This is a genomic window from Actinoplanes sp. NPDC051343 (assembly GCF_044455125.1).
Lineage (GTDB): Bacteria > Actinomycetota > Actinomycetes > Mycobacteriales > Micromonosporaceae > Actinoplanes.
In genome coordinates, this window is record NZ_JBITEL010000003.1 from 713403 (window position 1) to 731088 (window position 17686).

Genomic DNA, 17686 nt, shown 5'->3' on the forward strand with positions numbered 1-17686 from the left:
ATCACGAGCGGCGGGCGGCCTCCAGGCCGAGCCAGATGCGGTCGCGGGTGAAGGGCAGGTCGGTGAAGCGGACGCCGGTCGCATCGCGGAGGGCGTTGGCCAGGGCGGGGGCGACCGGGTTGAACGGACTCTCGCTCATCGACTTGGCGCCGAGCGGGCCGATCGCGTCGTGCGTGTCGGCGAAATGGACCTCGGTGCGGGGGACGTCGGCGAACGTCGGCAGGTGATATTGGCGGAAGCCGGTCGTGGTCACGTGGCCCTCGGCGTCGATGTCCACGTGCTCGCAGAGGGCGGCTCCCAGGGCCTGGGCGACGCCGCCCTCGACCTGGCCCCGGCACTGCAGCGGGTTCAGCACCGTGCCGGCGTCGGCCGCGTGGACGCTGCGGAGGATGCGGATCTCGCCCGTACGCGGGTCGACCGCGATGCGGAACCACTGGGCGTTGAAGCCCACCGAGCGTGGCGTGCCGTCGAAGTGGCCCTCGCAGGTCAGCCGCCCACCGGCGCGCCGGGCCACCGACCGCAGGGAGTCCGGGTCGCCCAGGTCGCCGCCGCGTTCGGCGATCTGCCGGCGGAGCGCCACCGCCGCGTCGAGGACGGCGCGGCCGGCGACCACCACGCCGGTCGAGCCGAACGCGCCGGTGTCGTGGGCGACCACGTCGGTGTCGGACTGCCGGATGAGGATGCGGTCGGGGGTCGTGCCCAGCGTGCCGGCGGCGATCTGGGCGTGCACGGTCGTGCTGCCGTTGCCGAACTCGGCCGTGCCGACCCCGATCTCGAAGCAGCCGTCCGCGCACAGGGTGGCCGTCGCGTCGGCGTAGTGGCCGCCCGGTGGGCCGGCCGCGATCATCGCGATGGCCAGGCCCTCGCCGACCTGCCAGCCGTCCGGCGCCTCGGACGCCGACGCGGCGGCCTCCCGGAGGCGGGCCAGACATTGGTCGAGACCGTAACTGCCGATGGTCAGGTCGTCGGCGTGGTCGCCCGGGGCGGTCAGCGGCTCGCCGGGCCGGACGATGTTGCGTTCGCGCAGCACGACCGGGTCGAGGCCGAGCGCGCGGGCGAGTTCGTCGAGCACCGACTCGACGGCGAAGGTGACCTGGCCCAGGCCGTACCCGCGGAACGCGCCCGCCGGGACCGTGTTGGTGTAGACCGACCACGCGTCGGTCCGCTTGTTGGGGCAGCGGTAGACGGCCAGCGACTCGTGGACACCGTGGTACATCACGGACGGGCCGTGGTTGCCGTACGCCCCGGTCTCCGCCACCACCCGCAAGCGCAACGCGGTCAGCCTGCCGTCGGACCGCGCACCCGCCTTGAGGGTGACCGTGAACGGGTGCCGGGTGGTCGCCGAGGTGAACTGCTCGGCCCGGGTGTATTCGAGTGCAACCGGACGCCCGGTGCGGAGCACGGCCAGCGCGACCAGGTCCTCGACCAGCATCTCCTGCTTGCCGCCGAAGCCTCCGCCGACCCGGCCGGTCATCACCCGCACCCGGTCCAGGGGCATCCCGTAGAGGGCAGCCAGGGCCCGCCGGGTCAGGAACGGCGTCTGGGTGCTGGCGCGGATCACCAGGCGGCCGCCGGGGTCGAGCCAGCCCACGGCACCGTGGGTCTCCAGGCTGGCGTGCTGCACGCGTACGGTCCGGAAGGTCTCCTCGACGACCGCGTCCGCCTCGGCGAAGCCGGCCTCGACGTCGCCGAGTGACGCGTGCAGCTCACCGGCGATGTTGGCGTCGGCGCGGGCGATCCCGTGCGAAGCGTCCTTGTCGCCGTGCACGAGCGGCGCACCGGGTGCCATCGCCTCCGGGGCGGTGAGCACGGCCGGGAGCACGGCGTATTCGACCCGCACCGACCGGCAGCCCTCCTCGGCCGCCGCCTCGGTGGTGGCGACCACCGCGGCGACCCGCTGCCCGGCGAAGCGGACCACGTCGTCGAGCACCCGCGTGTCGGCCGGGTCCTCCGCCGGATCCTCGTGCTGGGCGGTGGAGAAGTAGCCGGCCGGGGCGTCGGCATGGGTGAGGACCGCTTCGACGCCGGGCACGGCCAGCGCGGCCGACGTGTCGATCGCCACGATGCGGGCGTGCGCGTGCGGGGAGCGCAGCACCTTCATGTGCAGCAGTCCCGGCACGTCGAGGTCGAAGGTGTAGTGCGCGGTGCCGGTGACGACCTGCGGCCCGGCCGGGGCGCCCGGGGATTCGCCGGAGACGTTCGCTACGCCGCCGAGGGCGTCCTCGATCGAGCGGTACCCTGTGCAGCGGCAGAGATTGCCCTTGAGGGCGCGCGGCAGGGCATCGCGATGATCGTCGCTCAGGGCCGCGGCCGTCATGATCAGACCGGCCGTGCAGAAGCCGCACTGGAACCCCTGAGCGTCGAGAAACGCCTGCTGCACCGGGTGCAGGGAGTCGCCGGCCAGCCCTTCTATCGTGGTGATCCGATGCCCCTGGGCCCGGAACGCCGGGTAGACGCACGAGTGCACCGGCATCCCGTCGACGTGCACGGTGCAGGCCCCGCAGTCCCCGGTGTCGCAGCCCTTCTTGACCCCGAAGCATCCCGCCTCGCGCAGGAACGTCCGCAGACACTGCCCGGGCCGGGGCTGGAGGTCGTGCGACCGCCCGTTGATGCGGACGCTCATGAGAGTTCCGCCCGGATCTGTTCGGCGTACATCCGGGTGAGGTGCCGCCGCCACGCCGGCTGCCCGTGCACGTCGCGCACGTAGGCCGGCTCCGGGATGCGCTCGGCCAGCGCCACCTGCAGCATCTCGGGCGACGGCAGCGAGCCGAACCGGAGCACGAACGGGTGCGTGGTCGCCGCGGTCACGGTCAGCACGAACCCGCCCGCGGCGTCACGGCGCCCGATCAGCAGGGCGGCCGACCGCCCGTACGCGTGCAGTGACCCCTGCCGGAAGGCAGTCGGCGCCTTCATCGACGCCTGCGGCAGCATCATGGACCGCAGCAACTCCCCGTCTCGCAGGGCGTTGCGGCCTTCGCCCGTGACGAAGTCGCGGACCGGCACCTCTCTGGAACCGGAAGGCCCGAGCAGCAGGCAGATCCCGTCGAGGGCCGCTCCGAGCGCGATCATCGGCCCGGCGGGCAGGGACGCGCACAGGTTGCCGCCGACCGTCGCGACGTTCCAGATCTTGAACGAGGCGAGGAACGCGTGGCAGCACTTCCCGATCAGTTCGTGCTCGTGAGCGGCCAGCGTGGCGACCGTGCAGGTGGCGGCGATCTCCAGCCCGTCCGGCCGCGAGATCAGCGGCTCCCAGCCGGCCGTCGTCAGATCGAGGAGGCGGCGGATCTCCGGCGCCGGGGACGCGAACAGGGCCGTGCCGCCGCCCAGCCAGGCGTCGCCCGGGCGCCACTGGCCGACGGCCGCCGGGCTGACCACGTCGGTGACGGTGTTCAGATCCACGTTCGTACGCTACGCGCGGTTCGTGTCACGAGACGACGATCAGCATGGTCACGACCACGGTGAGCAGCCAGGCCGGATAGATCGCGAACGGCCGCCGGGGCGCCGCGATCTCGGGCGGCGGCGCGAGCGGGCTGATCTCGAACGAGCGGGTCCGGGCGACGCGCAGCGCCGCCACGAGTTCGTCGGCCGTCCGCTGGCCGGACTTCTGCGGCCACGGCGCCGGGGCCGGCACGGTCAGCACCGACTCGCCGGCGGTCAGCAGCACCGAGCCGCGGTCGTCGTGCAGCACGGCGCTGTCGGTCGCCCACGGCTGCCGGTCGACGCCGCGGAACCCGACCGTGGCGATCCCGCCGGCGTGCCACCGCAGCCGGGGCCGCAGTTGGTTGCGCCAGCCGAACTCGTATCCCGCGGCCGCCGCGACGGCGACCAGCACGAGCGAGAAACGGGGCAGGACGAGTTTTCCGAGCTCCCCGGCGCCGAGGGCGGCGCCCAACCCGATCGTCACCGTCGCCACCCACGCCCGCTGAGGCGCGATCCGATGCTCCCGGGTCCGGTAGGCGTCCCCGCCGGCGTCCGCCGGCCGCAAGGCCGAGGGATCGACCAGCTGCTCCTCGTCGTCCTCGATCTCCCGGGGCAGCCCGTCCACCACGTCATAGGGCACGGTGATCACTTCGCCGACCGGCCCGACCGGCACGTGCAGCCGCCCGCCGACCTCGACGGCACACCACGCACCCGTCCGCGGCTCGCCGAACAGCACGGCCTCGACGGTGCGCGGGTCGTCGTCCTCGGGCTCGTCCGGCTCGGCCACGTCGAAACCGAACTCGAGCGCCGTCTGCCCGTCCGCCGAAGGCAGCAACACGTGCAGGTAGCCGACCTGTTCCACGACCCGCACGCTGTGCGCCGGCTGGGGCAGCGCGAACAGATCCCGCAGCGCGTGCTGCCGATGCGCGGCCCTCGCCAGCAGCGCACAACCCAGCCCGGCGGCGGGAATCACCAGGGTCAGCAGCGGTGCGGCGCGCACGTCCGACCAGACATAGCCGAGGCCCAGCGCGGCCAGCGCGATCAGGGCGGCGCCGGTCGCCTCGGTCGCCCGGGCGACCTTCGGCATCAGCACCGGCTGCGGCGGCCGGCGGCGCGGGACCGGCTCAGCCGGGTGCGGCCGGTCGCGCTGGGCGATGAGCACGCTGATTGCGGCGTACGCCCAGACCACTGCCACAGCCACATAGGGGCCGCTGAGGGAGGTCCACGCGAGCGCGCAGAAGATGCCGGCCCAGGCGGCCGCCCACCGATGGGCGTACACCATGCCGGCCGGAGCCAGCAGCAGACCGGTGCCGACCCACAGGGCCTGCGGCGCCGGGTCCTGTGCCCCGCCGAAGAGCCCGAAAATCATCAGGAACACGGCCAGCCCGGTAGCCGGCACGAGCCCCTCGGCACGTAGCAGCCGACCCATGACCCCATGGTCGGGCCCGACCGGGCCGCCGCGTGGCCGAATCGACCGACCCGGATATGCGTACAGTCTATGTATGCCGAACAAGACGATCTACGTGTCCGACGACGACCTCGCCCTGTACGCGCGGGCGCAGGAACTCAGCGGCGGCAACCTCTCGGCCACCATCTCGACCGCGCTGAAGCGTTACGTCGAGGCCGAGGAGGGCCGCCGGGAGGGCTACGACGAGATCACGGTCAAGGTGGGCGCGGGCCCGGGGCGCAAGGTGCGCTTCTCGGGGGTGCTGCTGGGGGAGTGGGGGCGCTCGACCAGCAAGACGGTCGAGGTCTACCGGGTCTACCGCACGCTGAAGGGCAAGTTCGCGATCCACGTCGAGCGGTCCCCGGACTACGTGTGGTCGGGCGACAACGCCAAGGGCAGCGGTTGGCGGGGAGTATTGCAGGCCTATCTGGGGCCCAACCAGACGTGGGGCAGCACCCAGGGCGACGCCTCGCTCGACGTGGTCGAGACGGCCGACGAACTGCGCGCCCGCATCCCGGCCGAGCTCGCCGATCTGATCGCGGCCGTTCTCGACCAGCCCACCATCGAGGAACTTGACATCTAGCGGCACTGCCGTTCAGAGAGCGCCCGCGGAGTGGTCGTTGTAGTGGCCGGCCAGCGGCTGACCCGAGAGCGCGGCGATCGCGGCCATGATCTCGTCGGTGGTGTCCCGGCGGGCTTTCGCCGGCCGGGTGCCCGGCACCGGCTTGAAGCGCATCGGTTCGCCGAACTTCACCGTGACCTTGCCGGGGCGCGGGAGGCGGGTGCCCACCGGCTGGACGTTCTCGGTGCCGGCGACCGCGACCGGCACCACCGGCGCGCCCGTCGCCAGGGCCAGCCACGCCACCCCGGTGTGGCCGCGGTAGAGGCGCCCGTCGCGCGAGCGGCTGCCCTCCGGGTGGATGCCGAACGCGCCGCCCTCGTCCAGCACGGCCTTGGCGATCTCGAGTGCCTGCTGCGCCGCCCGGAACCCGTCGCGGGGCACACCGATCGCGTCGAGGCCGGTCAGGAACGTGCGGACCGCCCACCTCTTCGGGTTGCCGCGGCCGAAGTATTCCTGCTTGGCCAGAAACGACACCCGGCGCGGGGTGAGCAGCGGGATCAGGAAGCTGTCGACCACCGAGAGGTGGTTGGCGGCCAGGATCACCGGGCCGGTGCGGGGCACGTTCCGCGAGCCGCTCACCGACGGGCGGAAAGCGGTCAGGGCGACCGGCAGCAGCATCGGGCGCAGGGCCGGAGCGAGGTTCACGGCAGGTGCGCCCGCACGGTCGCGGCCAGCAGCGGGCCCGGGTCGTCGGAGCCGGTGACGACCTGCATGCTGCCCCACTGCCAGAGCTGGGCGATGCCATGCACGCCGGCCCAGAGGGCCGCCGCGGTCACCGGCGGGTCGGGCACGGCGGCCCGGTCCAGCTGCTCGACGAGTACGCCGAAGAGCGGCGTACTCGCGTCTCGCAGCCCCATCTGGCCCCCGGTCAGCAGATCGTGCCGGAACATCAGCGCGAACATTCCGGGCTCCCGCTGGGCGAAGTCGACGTACTGCCGGGCCATCTCGAGCACCGCCTGGCGCGGATCGTGCCCGCTGGTGGGCCGGACCAGCGCCGCCAGACTCCGGTAGCCCTCCCGCGCGATGGCGGCGAGCAGCGCCCGATGGGTCGGGAAGTAGCGCCGCGGCGCGCCGTGCGACACCCCGGCCCGGCGCGCGATCTCGCGGAGCGACAGCGCATCGGTTCCGCCCTCGGCGAGCAGTTCGACGCCGGCCGCGATCAGCCGCCGCTCGGTGTCCGTCTCCGGCATAGACAGTGTCTACCAGCCGCCGGTAGACACTGTCTACCCCGCCGGGTCTACTCCGCTGGCCCGAGCCCGCTGGCCCGAGCCCGCCGGCCCGAGCCCGCCGGCCCGAGCCCGCCGGGTTTACCCCGCTGGCTCGACCGGTGGGGCCCAGCCCGGGCGGGGGATCAGGCAGAACGGGTGGCCGGCCGGATCGGCGAAGACGTGGTCGCCGGTGGGCAGCTCCGTGGCGCCCAGCGCGAGCACCGCCTCGCGGGCCGCGGCCAGGTCGTCGACCATCACGTCGACGTGGATCTGCTGGGGGACGGCCGGGTCGGGCCACGTCGGCGGGCGCTGGTCGGGGGAGCGCTGGAAGGCGAGGCCCGAGGTGCGGTCGTCGGGCGCGACGACCGCGAAATCGCCGTCGTCGTAGGTGATCGGGTGGCCGAGCAGCGCGCTGTAGAACGCCGCCAGCGCGCGCGGCTCGGAACAGTCGAGGATGACGTGATGCAGCCGTCCGATCGGCATCGCCGCTACACCTCCCGGGCCGCGGCGCGGCCCGTGTGCAGGTAGCGGCCGTCGTCGAGGAAGGTCACGGTCCAGTGCACGCCGAGGTCCGGGTGCGCGGCGATGAACGTCGAGCCGGAGAACGCTACGTATCTGGTCGTCGTGGCGCTGCCGTCGACCGGGATCGTCGTGACGTCGAGGCCGTCGTCGGTCGCGGTCACCTCGTACGCGTGGAGCGGGGTGGAGTATCGGCCCGAGAACCGGGCCGGGCCCGGCGTCGGCGGACCGCCCGGAGGGGTCGCCCGGGGCGGCACGGTGACGCCGGTGAGCTCGCGGACGATCCGGTCGAGCAACTCGTCGAAGAACACGACCGAGGCCTGGTGGTTGGCGCTCATCGCGATCACCAGGTCGTGGCCCGGCACGACGCGCCACTGCGTGCACTGACCGGCCACGTCGCCGTCGTGGCCGTACGCGGCCGTGCCCTCCCAGTCGAACAGCACCGGGCCGAGGCCCCGCCGGTGTGCCCCGCGTTGCGGAACGCCCGGCTCGGTCAGCTGCGGCGAGATCATCGCGTCCACCGATCGCCGGGACAGCAGCCGGGTGCCGCCGGCGCTCACTCCGCCGGCGAGGAACATGCGGCCCAGCCGGACCAGGTCGCGCGGCGCGGCGCACGGGGTGGCTCCGGCCGGTCCGAGCGAGCGCGGCTCCTGCCACACCGGAACCGTCTCCCCGGCCGGGCCCTCGTGGCCGGCCGCCGCCCGGAACAGGATCGCCTCCTCGGCCAGCAACGCCATGTGCCGCGCGCCCAGGGGCTCGATCAGACGCTGGCGCAGCACCGATTCCCAGGTGCCGCCCCGCCGGTGAGCAGCCAGCGCGCCGAGCACCGCATAGCCGGAGTTGCTGTAGGAGAACAGGGCACCGGGCGGGGACACCTGCCGCGCGTGGCCGCCGAGGAAGGCCAGGTAGCGGTCGAGCGCTTCGTCGCCGCGGCCGGTGTCCTGCTCGACGTCGCCGTCGAAGCCGCCGACGTGGAGCAGCAACTGCCGCACGGTCACCGTCTCGGTGGCCTCCGGGTTGATCAGCGCGAACTGCGGCAGGTAGCGGCGCACCGGCTGATCGAGCTCGATGAGCCCGTCGTCGACCAGCTGCATCACCAGCACCGCCGTCAAGATCTTGGTCACCGACCCGATCTGGAAGACCGTCTCCGGCGTAGTCGCCACGCCGGTGTTGCGGTTGATCACGCCGGTGGCCGCCTCGGCCAGAGCGTCGCCGTGGCCCACCGCGACCGCGGCACCCGGTATGCCGTGCCGGGAGGCCGCCTCGTCGAGCCAGCTCTGGAGCTTGGGCAACAACGGCATGGCATCCCCCTACGGCGCGACCGACGCCGCCACGATATCGGCGGCTCACACCGCTGCATACCGTTTCGCCGCCCGGCTGCGTCTGATGAGGACTTCGGCCACCACCAGGTTGACGATCCAGCCCAGCGTCTGACCGATCGGGATCATCGAGGGCGCGCGGTCGCCGATCGAGCCGGCGTCCACCCCGCCGAACGGGATCTGGGCCAGCAGGAGCAGCGGAACCAGGATGCGTGAGGTGACGGCCAGGAAGGTCAGGGCGTAGTTGCGCATCATCCAGGCGCGGTGGGCGGCGAAGTCGCGGCGGCGGGCGGCCCGCACGGCCAGGCCTCCGGTGACCAGCCAGAGGACGGACGCGGTGATCAGGCCGATCTGGGTCAGCAGGCTGCCCGACCACACGGCGACCGGGACCGCGGCCAGGGCCGACGGCAGCACCCCGGCCAGGAGATAGGTGCGGCCGAGTGTGCGGTGGAGTTTCCGGCGGGCGCGCACCCGCGGCATGAACTGCAGAGGCCCGAGCACGAGCGCCACCGTGGCCGAGAAGATGTGCACGACCAGGACCGCGTAGTGCAGGTTGCCGCTCACGTCGAGGCGACTGTTCTTGATGTCCAGCGTGAGGTAGGGGAACGTGAGCACCGCGGCGAACACGATCGCGACGAAGAAAATCAGTCGGGGGCGCATGGCGGTCAGGATGGCGCGCCGGGGCGGTACGGGTCGTCCGTCCCGGAGCGGCGATGGGCCTGCGTCGTGCGACGTAGACGAAGCCGCCACCTTGTGGGTGGTGACTCCACCACGCGTACGGAAAAAGAGCGCAAGTCATCGCTCGATGGGTGACCACCGCCATTCGGCGACTTTCGGGTCGTCCTCGCCGTGGACGCGGGTGTACTCGCGGCACTGCTCGCGTTCGTCGATCATTTTCCTGACGGAGGTGAGCGGCCGTGGCCGCGAGGCCGGGCACCCGGTCGATGACGTCGATGACCAGGCGGACCTTCAGGTCGGGCAGGCGCTGGTGCAGGATGCCGGCCGCGGCCGGGGCCTCCATCGTCGGCACGTCGCCGGCGCAGGCGAGCACGACGTCGGGTTCGGTGCCCATGTCGGTGCTGGCCCAGTCCCAGATGCCCAGGCCATGACGGCAGTGCAGGTCGGCCTCGGCCATGGTGAGCCAGGACGGGGCCGGCTGCTTGCCTGCGATCACGACGTTGATGTAGTGCCGGCTGCGCAGGCAGTGGTCCATCGTGGACATCAGGGTGTTGAGCGAGGCCACCGGCCGGCGCCACGGGATGTTTCGGGTGACCTTGAGCCACTTGGCGTGCTGGTCGACCATCGAGTCGATGACGTGGACGAACGCCTCGTAGCTGGTGAAGACCCCGTGCTGTGCTCGGGGAGGAGGGGCTCGCTCAGCAGCGGGTTGTCGAGAAGGTAGATCTGGCCGACCGTCAGATAGTTGGCGGCCGCCAGTACGCGTTGATCCGGTCGAGCTCGTCGTCGGTCAAGGGACCTTGCAAGGTGGACTCGGTCATGTCGCTCATCATGGTCGGCTATCCAGCTTCAGGTTCCGGAACCATTAATGGCAGCTTAAGAGGGTCGCCTCCGGTAGATCGAAGGTCGTTGAATAAGCGACTGTTAATCCCCCTTATGGTTAGGCGCATCCCCATGAAGAAACGTCGCCTGTTGGTGGCCGCGGTCATCACCCTGACCGCGGGCACGCTCGGCGCTGTCGGCATCACCAACGCCTTCGCGGCGTCCAGCGGCACGCTGGTCAGCTCGCTGAACGGCAAATGCCTCGACGTCACCGACGGCTCCACCGCGAACGGCAACCAGCCGCAGCTCTGGACCTGCTCCCCGGGCCCCAACCAGAGCTGGACGCTGGCCGACAACGGCTCGGTCCAGGCACTCGGCAAGTGCCTCGACGTAGCCGGCAACTCCACCGCCAACGGCGCGGTCGTCCACCTGTGGGACTGCTTCGACACGGTCGCTTCGCAGAAATGGACGCTGTCGGCGGCCGGTGACCTCGTCAACACCGCGGCCAACAAGTGCCTGGACGTCAAGGACAACAATCCGGCCAACGGCGCGAAGTTGCAGCTCTGGACCTGTGGCGGCTCGGCCAACCAGAAGTGGTCGTTCGCCGGCGGCGGCTCCACTCCCACCACCCCGCCGACCACGGTGCCGTCGAACCCGAACAATCCGGACCTCGGGCCCAACGTGACGATCTTCGACCCGTCGATGTCGTCGGCCACGATCCAGAGCAAGCTGACCTCGGTCTTCAACCAGCAGGTGCAGAACCAGTTCGGTTCGCAGCGCTACGCCCTGCTGTTCAAGCCGGGTTCGTACAACGTCGACGCCAACGTCGGCTTCTTCGAGCAGGTGGCAGGCCTCGGCCTCACCCCCGACCAGGTCAACATCAACGGCCACGTGCACGTCGAGGCCGACTGGTGGCCGGACGGCACGCAGAACGCGACGCAGAACTTCTGGCGCTCGGCCGAGGGCCTGTCGGTCACCCCGCCGGACGGTCAGGACCGGTGGTCGGTGTCGCAGGCCGCGCCGTACCGCCGGATGCATCTGCGAGGGAACCTCGCCCTCTCCGACGGGGGCTGGTCGTCCGGCGGGTTCATCGCCGACACCAAGGTCGACGGGCAGATCGACAACGGTTCGCAGCAGCAGTTCATCTTCCGCAACACGTCGATGAGCAAGTACGTCAACCAGAACTGGAACGCCGTCTTCGTCGGTGACCAGGGCGCCCCGGCCGGCAACACGTTCCCCAACCCGCACTACACCACGGTCGGTTCGACCCCTTCGGTCGAGGAGAAGCCTTACCTGTACGTCGACGGGACCGGCGCATACCAGGTGTTCGTGCCCGGCATGCGCACCAACTCGACCGGCCCGTCGTGGGGTTCCGGCAACCCGGCGGGCACCTCGCTGCCGATCAGCACGTTCTACGTCGTGAAGTCGGGCGACACCGCGGCGACGATCAACGCGGCCCTCGCGGCGGGCAAGAACCTGCTGGTCACGCCCGGTGTCTACCACCTCAACCAGACGCTGTCCGTTTCGCGCGCCAACACCGTCATCCTGGGTCTCGGCCTGGCGACCTTCCAGCCGGACGGCGGCGTCGACGCGATGCACGTGGCCGACGTGGACGGCGTGCGGATCGCGGGCCTCCTGTTCGACGCCGGCACGACCAACTCGAACGTGCTGCTACAGGTCGGCCCGGCTGGATCGTCTTTGAGCCACTCGTCCAACCCGACCGTTTTGTCGGATGTGTTCGTGCGGATCGGGGGCGCGGTCGCAGGCAAGGCCACCACGTCGATGCAGATCAACAGCAACAACGTGATCGGGGACCACTCGTGGATCTGGCGGGCTGACCACGGCAACGGCGGGACCGTGGGCTGGACGACCAACACCGCGAAGAACGGGCTCGTGGTCAACGGCAACGACGTCACGTTCTACGGCCTGTTCGTCGAGCACTTCCAGCAGTTCAACACCATCTGGAACGGCAACGGCGGCAAGACGTACTTCTACCAGAACGAGATGCCGTACGACGTGCCCAACCAGGCCGCGTACATGAACGGCAGCACGCAGGGCTGGGCGGCGTACAAGGTCGCCGACTCGGTCACCACTCACGAGGCGTGGGGCGTCGGCAGCTACTGCTTCTTCAACACCAACAACGCGGTGGTCAACGCCCACGCGGTCGAGACACCGGTGAAGTCCGGCATCAAATTCCACGACGTGATCACCGAGTCGCTCGGCGGCGTCGGCACGATCAGCCACGTGGTGAACAACTCGGGCGACGCGGCTCGCTCGGGACACACCGAGGCGTACCTGGTCAGCGCGCCGTAATCGTTGTTGCGGGACCGGCCATGGTGTTGCTGTGGCCGGTCCTGTGATAGCCGTTACGTATGAACCCTGTCGTTGCCAACCTCCACTTCGCGGAATCACCCCGCTGGGCCTTCGGCCGCCTGTGGTTCTCCGACTTCTACGGTGGCGTGGTCCAGTCCGTGCTTCCCGACGGCTCCGACCTGCGCCTCGAGGCCACCGTCCCGCAGCAGCCGTCCGGCCTGGGCTGGCTGCCCGACGGCCGCCTCCTGATCGTCTCCATGCGTGACCGTCTCCTCCTGCGCCGGTCGTTCTCCGGCGAGCTGGAGGTCCACGCCGACCTGTCCTCGCACGCGACCGGCCACCTGAACGACATGGTCGTCGACGCGGCCGGCCGCGCGTACGTCGGCAACTTCGGCTTCGACCTCATGGGCGGCGGCGACATGGCCCCGGCCTCCCTGCACCGCGTCGACCCCGACGGCACGGTCACCGAGGTGGCGACCGATCTCTGGTTCCCCAACGGCTCGGTCATCACCGCCGACAACGTCCTGCTGGTCAACGAGACCTTCGGCAACCGCATCACCGCCTTCGACCGCACACCGGACGGCGACCTGACCAACCGCCGGGCCTGGGCGACCTTCGGCCCGCTCCCCACATCCCGCGACTTCGCCGACGTGGTCACGCAACTGGTCGTCGCCCCCGACGGCTCCTGCCTGGCCCCCGACGGCACCCTCTGGATCGCCGACGGCACCAACCCCCGCCTCCTCCACATCGGAGCCGACGGCAGCGTGCTCGAAGAGATCCGTCCCGGCACCCCGGTCTACGCCTGCGCCCTGGCCGGCGACACCCTCTTCGCCTGCGCGGCCCCCGACTTCTTCGAGCAGCCCCGCAAGGGCGCCCGCGAGGCCGCCATCATAAGAATTCAGACGCCGTAGCCGATGACTGCCAGCGTGCCCTGCATGATCGAGGAGACCACGACCCGCTATCTGGAGTCGGTCGACAATGGACTGCCCGGTCTGGTGGAAGGCCTCTACGTGGTGGGCTCGGCCGCTCTCGGCGCCTGGCAGCCCGGGGCGAGCGACATCGACACGATCATCGTGACCTCTCGTCCGCTCACCGCGGAGGACCGCCCCGCCCTGGAAAAGGTCCACGGCGGCATGTTGCCCGCGCCGCATCTGGACGGCGTCTATCTCGACCCCGGGCTGCTCCGGTCCTTCCCCGACACGCGGCAGGTCACCCCGTTCGTGGTCGACGGCCAGCTGAAATTCGACAAGCCGTGCGGCGAGCTCAACCCGGTGCTCTGGCTGACCCTGCAGCGTCACGGCCGGCGATTGCGCGGCCCCGCGATCGCCCACCGCGCCGGCGCCCCCAGCAGTTCACTTTCGCGGACCTTCGGGCCGCCGCAGCCAGCGTCCACGCCGTAGCCGGCGACGCCTGGACCCGCTTCGGATGACGTCGACCGGTGCGGCTCTCGCGGGCTGATGCGGCGTCCGGTGCGCCCAGGCGGGAGGGGCCGGCTGGACGGCGTACGTCAGTTGGCGCGGGACCGGCGCGCCTGGCGCGACCGAAATTCCTAAAGAGCTCGCGCCGCCGCCCGGCCCGCCGCGCGGCCGCTGAAGATGCAGCCGCCGAGGAACGTGCCCTCGAGGGCGTTGTAGCCGTGCACGCCGCCCCCGCCGAAGCCGGCGACCTCGCCCGCCGCGTAGAGGCCGGGAACCGGGTGGCCGGAGGAGCCGAGGGCGCGCGAGTCGAGGTCGGTCTGGATGCCGCCGAGGGTTTTGCGGGTGAGGATGTGCAGTTTGACGCCGATCAGCGGGCCGGCGGCCGGGTCGAGGAACCGGTGCAGGGACGCGACGCGGCCGATGCGGTCGCCGATGTAGCGGCGCGCGTTCTGGATGCCCTGGATCTGGGCGTCCTTGCTGTACGGGTTGGCCACCTGGCGGTCGCGGTCCTCGACCTGGCGGCGGATGAAGGCCGGGTCGAGGAGCGCCTTGTCGGTCAGGCCGTTCATCTTGGCGACCAGTTCCTCGATCGTGCCGGCCACGACGAAGTCGGCGCCATGCTCCAGGAACGCCGCGACCGGGGCCGGGGCGCCCTTGCCCAGCAGCCGGTCCTTGAGGAAGCCGCGCCGGTCCTTCGCGGTGATGTCGGGGTTCTGCTCGGAGCCGGAGAGCACGAACTCCTTCTTGATGATCTTCTCGGTGAGGATGAACCAGGAGTGGTCGTACTCGGCGATGTCCGGCGTCGTCCGCAGGTAGCGCAGCGTGGCCAGGGTGTCGTAACTCGGAATGCCGGGGGAGGGCAGCCGCCGGCCCAGCGCGTCGAACCACATCGACGACGGGGCGGCCAGCAGCCGGATGCCGTGGCCGGGCCAGATCGGGTCCCAGTTCTGGACGCCTTCGGTGTAGTGCCACATGCGGTCGCGGTTGACCAGGCGGGCGCCGGCGCTCTCGGTGATCGCGAGCATGCGCCCGTCGACGTAGGCCGGCACGCCGGTGACCATCGCGGCCGGCGGGCGGCCCAGGTCGGCGGGCCAATATTGCCGGACCAGGTCGTGGTTGGCGCCGATGCCGCCCGTGGTGACGATGACCGCCTGGGCGGTCAGTTCGAAGTCGCCGGCCGGGTCGCGGTTGGATTCGACGCCGCGGGCCGTGTCCGAAGGGGCGAGGACGGTGCCGCGGACGCCGGTGACCGTACCGCCGGTGACGATCAGTTCGTCGACCCGGTGCCGGTGGTAGAAGCGGACATTCGGGTTGTCGGTGGTGGCGTTGACGAACGGCTCGACCACCCCCGTGCCCGTACCCCACGTGACGTGGAACCGTGGCACGGAGTTGCCGTGCCCGTCGGCGCGTAGCGCTCCGCGTTCGGCCCAGCCCACGGTGGGTAGCCAGCTCATGCCGAGCGACGACAGCCACGACCGCTTCTCGCCCGACGCGAACTCGACGTAGGCCCGGGCCCATTTGACCGCCCACGAGTCCTCGTCGTCGAGCCGGTCGAAACCGGCGCTCGACTGCCAGTCGCTCCAGGCGAGGTCGAAGCTGTCCCGCACGCCGAGGCGCCGCTGCTCCGGGGTGCCGACCAGGAACAGGCCGCCGAACGACCAGAACCCCTGCCCGCCCAGGTTGGCCGCGTTCTCCTGCTCGACGATCGCAACTCTCTTGCCGGCGGCGGTGAGCTCGTGCGCGGCGACCAGCCCGGCCAGCCCGGCCCCGACGACGATGACGTCTGCGTCCACGATTCAGCAATGTATCGGATACGCGAACGTATTGGATAGGCTTGCCGCCATGCGGGTCACGAAGCGTCGCGCCGAAACGAAGGCGAGGCTGCTCGACGCCGCATTCGACGTTTTCGCCGCCCGCGGCTTCGGCCAGACCCGCATCGACGACGTGTGCGCGGCCGCCGGCTACACCCGCGGCGCCTTCTACTCCAACTACACCACCCTCGAAGAGCTGTTCTTCGACCTCTACGACGAACGCGCCGCCCTCATCGCCACCCAGGTCACCGAGGCGCTGACCGCACCCCCGCTCGACGCCCCGGTCGAACTGATCATCGAACGCACGGTCGCGACCCTCCTGCTCGACCGCGACTGGCTCCTGGTCAAAACCGACTTCCTGCTGCACGCGGCCCGAAACCCCACCCTGGCCCGGCGGCTGGCCGGGCACCGCGACCAGTTGCGGCAGGCGGTCCAAGACCGCCTCAATTCCGTACGCGGGCAGCTCGCCCTCCCCTCCGCGATCCCGGACGTGGCGTCGGCCGCAAGGTCGGTCGTGGCCGCCTACGACGGCGTCACCGTCCAGCTGCTCCTCGACAGCGATGTGCTCGCGGCCCGCACCTGGCTGACCCAGCTCCTGACCGCCTTACTGACGCGCTGACCCGGTCGCCCGCTGGCCCCGCTGGCCCGGTCGCCCGCTGGCCCCGCTGACCCGGTCGCCCGCTGGCCCGGTCGCCCGCTGGCCCGGCCGCCCGCTGGCCCGCTTGTCGTCGCTGGCGTGCTGGACCGTCGGCGTTCGGCTGGGTATCGATCGCTCTGCCCGCGCGGTGACTCTGTGCCTTGGACGGTGATCAGTTGCCGTGCCGGCGCCGTGAAATAGGCCCCGGGGCGCCCTGGCCGCCGAATGGACAGTGGTTGGTTTCTGGATCGGCGGCTGGTTCTGCGTCCGTCCAGGTTGGCGGCCGGCCGGCCTGCTGGGGCGGGCAGCTCGGGGCTCGCGCCGGCGGCCGGCTTGCGGCGCGCAACCCGCTGCCGGATCGCCCTGCGGCTGCCGTGTCGGCGAGCTGCTTGCTGTTAAGGGAGGGACCAGCGCTGGCTGGCGGAACCGCCGCACGCAGTGACGGTGACGGGCGTGCCTTCGCTGCGACCTCCGGACGGGTCGGTGAGGCACAAGCCGTTGGCGGCGTTGATCAGTTTGGAGTCGGAGACCTGCCACTGGGCCGTCGTGCGGCCGTCGCAAGCCACGATGTGGACCGTGTTGTCGCCGACGATCAGCGCGCATTTGCCGTCTACCCGCAGCGTGCCGTCGGTTGCCAAGGTCCAGACCTGGGCGCTGGTGGTGTTGCAGCCGAAGACGTCGACGTGGTTGCCGTCGAACGGCAGGTTGCCGTTGAGGTCCAGGCACAGGGTGTTCTGTCCGCGGATCGTCCCCGTGCGCGCGGTCGGTGACACGTTGTGGGGCTGGGCGACCCCGAAGCCACCCCCGGTCGCCCCCACGGTCGGGGCCGAGGTCAGCCGACTGCCCGTCGGGGCGGAGGACGGCGTACCGGAAGAAGCCGTGAGTGACGCGGAGGCCTTGACCGACGCGGAGGTGGACCGGCGGGTGCCGTCGGTCGTCGCGGAAGGCGAGCCGGCCGGTGGCGGAGGCGATGAGGTGGGGGCCGGACCGGTGACCACGGGCAGTGCGGAGTCGGCGCCGGAAGCAACCGACGGACTCACCTCGGGCCGCAGCGCCGCGAAGGCGGCCGCCGTCGCGGCCAGCACCACCGCCACGCCGATCCCGCCGATCACCAGGAACCGGCGGCGGAAGCGTCGCCGCAGGGCACCGACGCGCGGGATGACCTGGGTCGGCGGCTCGCCGGACGACGCGTGCTGCGACCGGACCTCGCGGGTGGTCGCCGACGGCCAGGTCTGAGTGGACGGATCCGCGTCGGGAGACTCGGATTCCTGCAGCACGAACGGGCGTACCAGCAATGGGTCCTGGTCGTCGCCGAAGTCGTGGTCCGTCACCTGGGTTCCGCCACCGTCCAGCCGTCTGCTGAGAATCAGTGGTCGAACCTACCTCGGTGATCCGGGCAGCACCGACCCCCGAAGCAGCCACCTTTTCCGCCGAAGCGGTGGAGGTTGACAGCCTTGGGGTCGCTGACCAGC

At 71.3% G+C, this 17686-nt stretch carries 15 protein-coding genes and 1 pseudogene; 5 read left to right on the plus strand and 11 right to left on the minus strand.

All coding sequences use genetic code 11. The features are described 5' to 3' along the window. Position 1: 1 nt before the first annotated feature. The 3 genes from ACIA5C_RS13960 to ACIA5C_RS13970 are packed head-to-tail and all read right to left on the minus strand — an operon-like array spanning position 2 to position 4849. A complete protein-coding gene (locus ACIA5C_RS13960; RefSeq protein WP_396054261.1) occupies positions 2-2623 on the minus strand; it encodes a molybdopterin-dependent oxidoreductase in 2622 nt (873 codons plus the stop codon). Then, positions 2620-3399 carry an FAD binding domain-containing protein gene (locus ACIA5C_RS13965; RefSeq protein WP_396054263.1) on the minus strand — a complete coding sequence of 260 codons (780 nt, stop codon included), beginning with the start codon at positions 3397-3399 and terminating at the stop codon, positions 2620-2622. Before ACIA5C_RS13965 ends, ACIA5C_RS13960 begins: the two co-directional genes overlap by 4 nt. A gap of 25 nt (positions 3400-3424) precedes the next feature. Then, complete coding sequence (locus tag ACIA5C_RS13970; protein ID WP_396054265.1) at positions 3425-4849, minus strand: hypothetical protein; 1425 nt, start codon at positions 4847-4849, stop codon at positions 3425-3427. 73 nt (positions 4850-4922) lie between these two features. Here ACIA5C_RS13970 and ACIA5C_RS13975 point away from each other — a divergent pair, with 73 nt between their 5' ends. Then, positions 4923-5450, plus strand: coding sequence for an EXLDI protein (locus ACIA5C_RS13975; RefSeq protein WP_396054267.1), 528 nt, complete (start codon positions 4923-4925; stop codon positions 5448-5450). A 12-nt stretch (positions 5451-5462) separates the two neighbouring features. Here the strand turns inward: ACIA5C_RS13975 and ACIA5C_RS13980 are convergent, their stop codons facing one another. From ACIA5C_RS13980 to ACIA5C_RS14005, 6 genes and pseudogenes are all read right to left on the minus strand, one after another. Continuing rightward, positions 5463-6134, minus strand: coding sequence for a lysophospholipid acyltransferase family protein (locus tag ACIA5C_RS13980; protein ID WP_396054269.1), 672 nt, complete (start codon positions 6132-6134; stop codon positions 5463-5465). After that, entirely contained in the window at positions 6131-6679 is a 549-nt protein-coding gene (locus ACIA5C_RS13985) for a TetR/AcrR family transcriptional regulator (RefSeq protein ID WP_396054271.1), read from the minus strand. The genes ACIA5C_RS13980 and ACIA5C_RS13985 overlap by 4 nt, the downstream gene beginning before the upstream one ends. Before the next feature lie 117 nt (positions 6680-6796). Continuing rightward, on the minus strand, positions 6797-7180 hold the full coding sequence (locus ACIA5C_RS13990; protein ID WP_396054273.1) for a VOC family protein: 384 nt from the start codon (positions 7178-7180) through the stop codon (positions 6797-6799). Between the two features lie 5 nt (positions 7181-7185). Further along, positions 7186-8517, minus strand: coding sequence for a serine hydrolase domain-containing protein (locus tag ACIA5C_RS13995; protein ID WP_396054275.1), 1332 nt, complete (start codon positions 8515-8517; stop codon positions 7186-7188). A 45-nt stretch (positions 8518-8562) separates the two neighbouring features. Continuing rightward, a complete protein-coding gene (locus ACIA5C_RS14000; protein ID WP_396054277.1) occupies positions 8563-9195 on the minus strand; it encodes a DUF2306 domain-containing protein in 633 nt (210 codons plus the stop codon). A 135-nt stretch (positions 9196-9330) separates the two neighbouring features. Beyond that, a pseudogene (locus ACIA5C_RS14005) lies at positions 9331-9889 on the minus strand (hypothetical protein); the annotation flags it as partial. A gap of 278 nt (positions 9890-10167) precedes the next feature. Here ACIA5C_RS14005 and ACIA5C_RS14010 point away from each other — a divergent pair. The 3 genes from ACIA5C_RS14010 to ACIA5C_RS14020 are packed head-to-tail and all read left to right on the plus strand — an operon-like array spanning position 10168 to position 13748. Then, a complete protein-coding gene (locus tag ACIA5C_RS14010) occupies positions 10168-12348 on the plus strand; it encodes a ricin-type beta-trefoil lectin domain protein (RefSeq protein WP_396054279.1) in 2181 nt (726 codons plus the stop codon). 59 nt (positions 12349-12407) lie between these two features. Further along, complete coding sequence (locus ACIA5C_RS14015; protein WP_396054281.1) at positions 12408-13259, plus strand: SMP-30/gluconolactonase/LRE family protein; 852 nt, start codon at positions 12408-12410, stop codon at positions 13257-13259. Positions 13260-13283: 24 nt separating this feature from the next. Further along, positions 13284-13748 (plus strand): nucleotidyltransferase domain-containing protein, encoded by a 465-nt coding sequence (locus ACIA5C_RS14020; protein WP_396054283.1) that lies wholly within the window; start codon positions 13284-13286, stop codon positions 13746-13748. A 149-nt stretch (positions 13749-13897) separates the two neighbouring features. Here the strand turns inward: ACIA5C_RS14020 and ACIA5C_RS14025 are convergent, their stop codons facing one another. Continuing rightward, positions 13898-15559, minus strand: a complete 1662-nt coding sequence (locus ACIA5C_RS14025; protein WP_396054285.1) for an FAD-binding dehydrogenase — start codon at positions 15557-15559, stop codon at positions 13898-13900. Between the two features lie 49 nt (positions 15560-15608). On the opposite strand from ACIA5C_RS14025, the gene ACIA5C_RS14030 reads away from it, so the two are divergent. Beyond that, a complete protein-coding gene (locus tag ACIA5C_RS14030; RefSeq protein WP_396054287.1) occupies positions 15609-16196 on the plus strand; it encodes a TetR/AcrR family transcriptional regulator in 588 nt (195 codons plus the stop codon). Positions 16197-16609: 413 nt separating this feature from the next. On the opposite strand, the gene ACIA5C_RS14035 is transcribed toward ACIA5C_RS14030, so the two are convergent. Beyond that, a complete protein-coding gene (locus tag ACIA5C_RS14035; RefSeq protein WP_396054289.1) occupies positions 16610-17545 on the minus strand; it encodes a ricin-type beta-trefoil lectin domain protein in 936 nt (311 codons plus the stop codon). Positions 17546-17686: the final 141 nt, after the last annotated feature.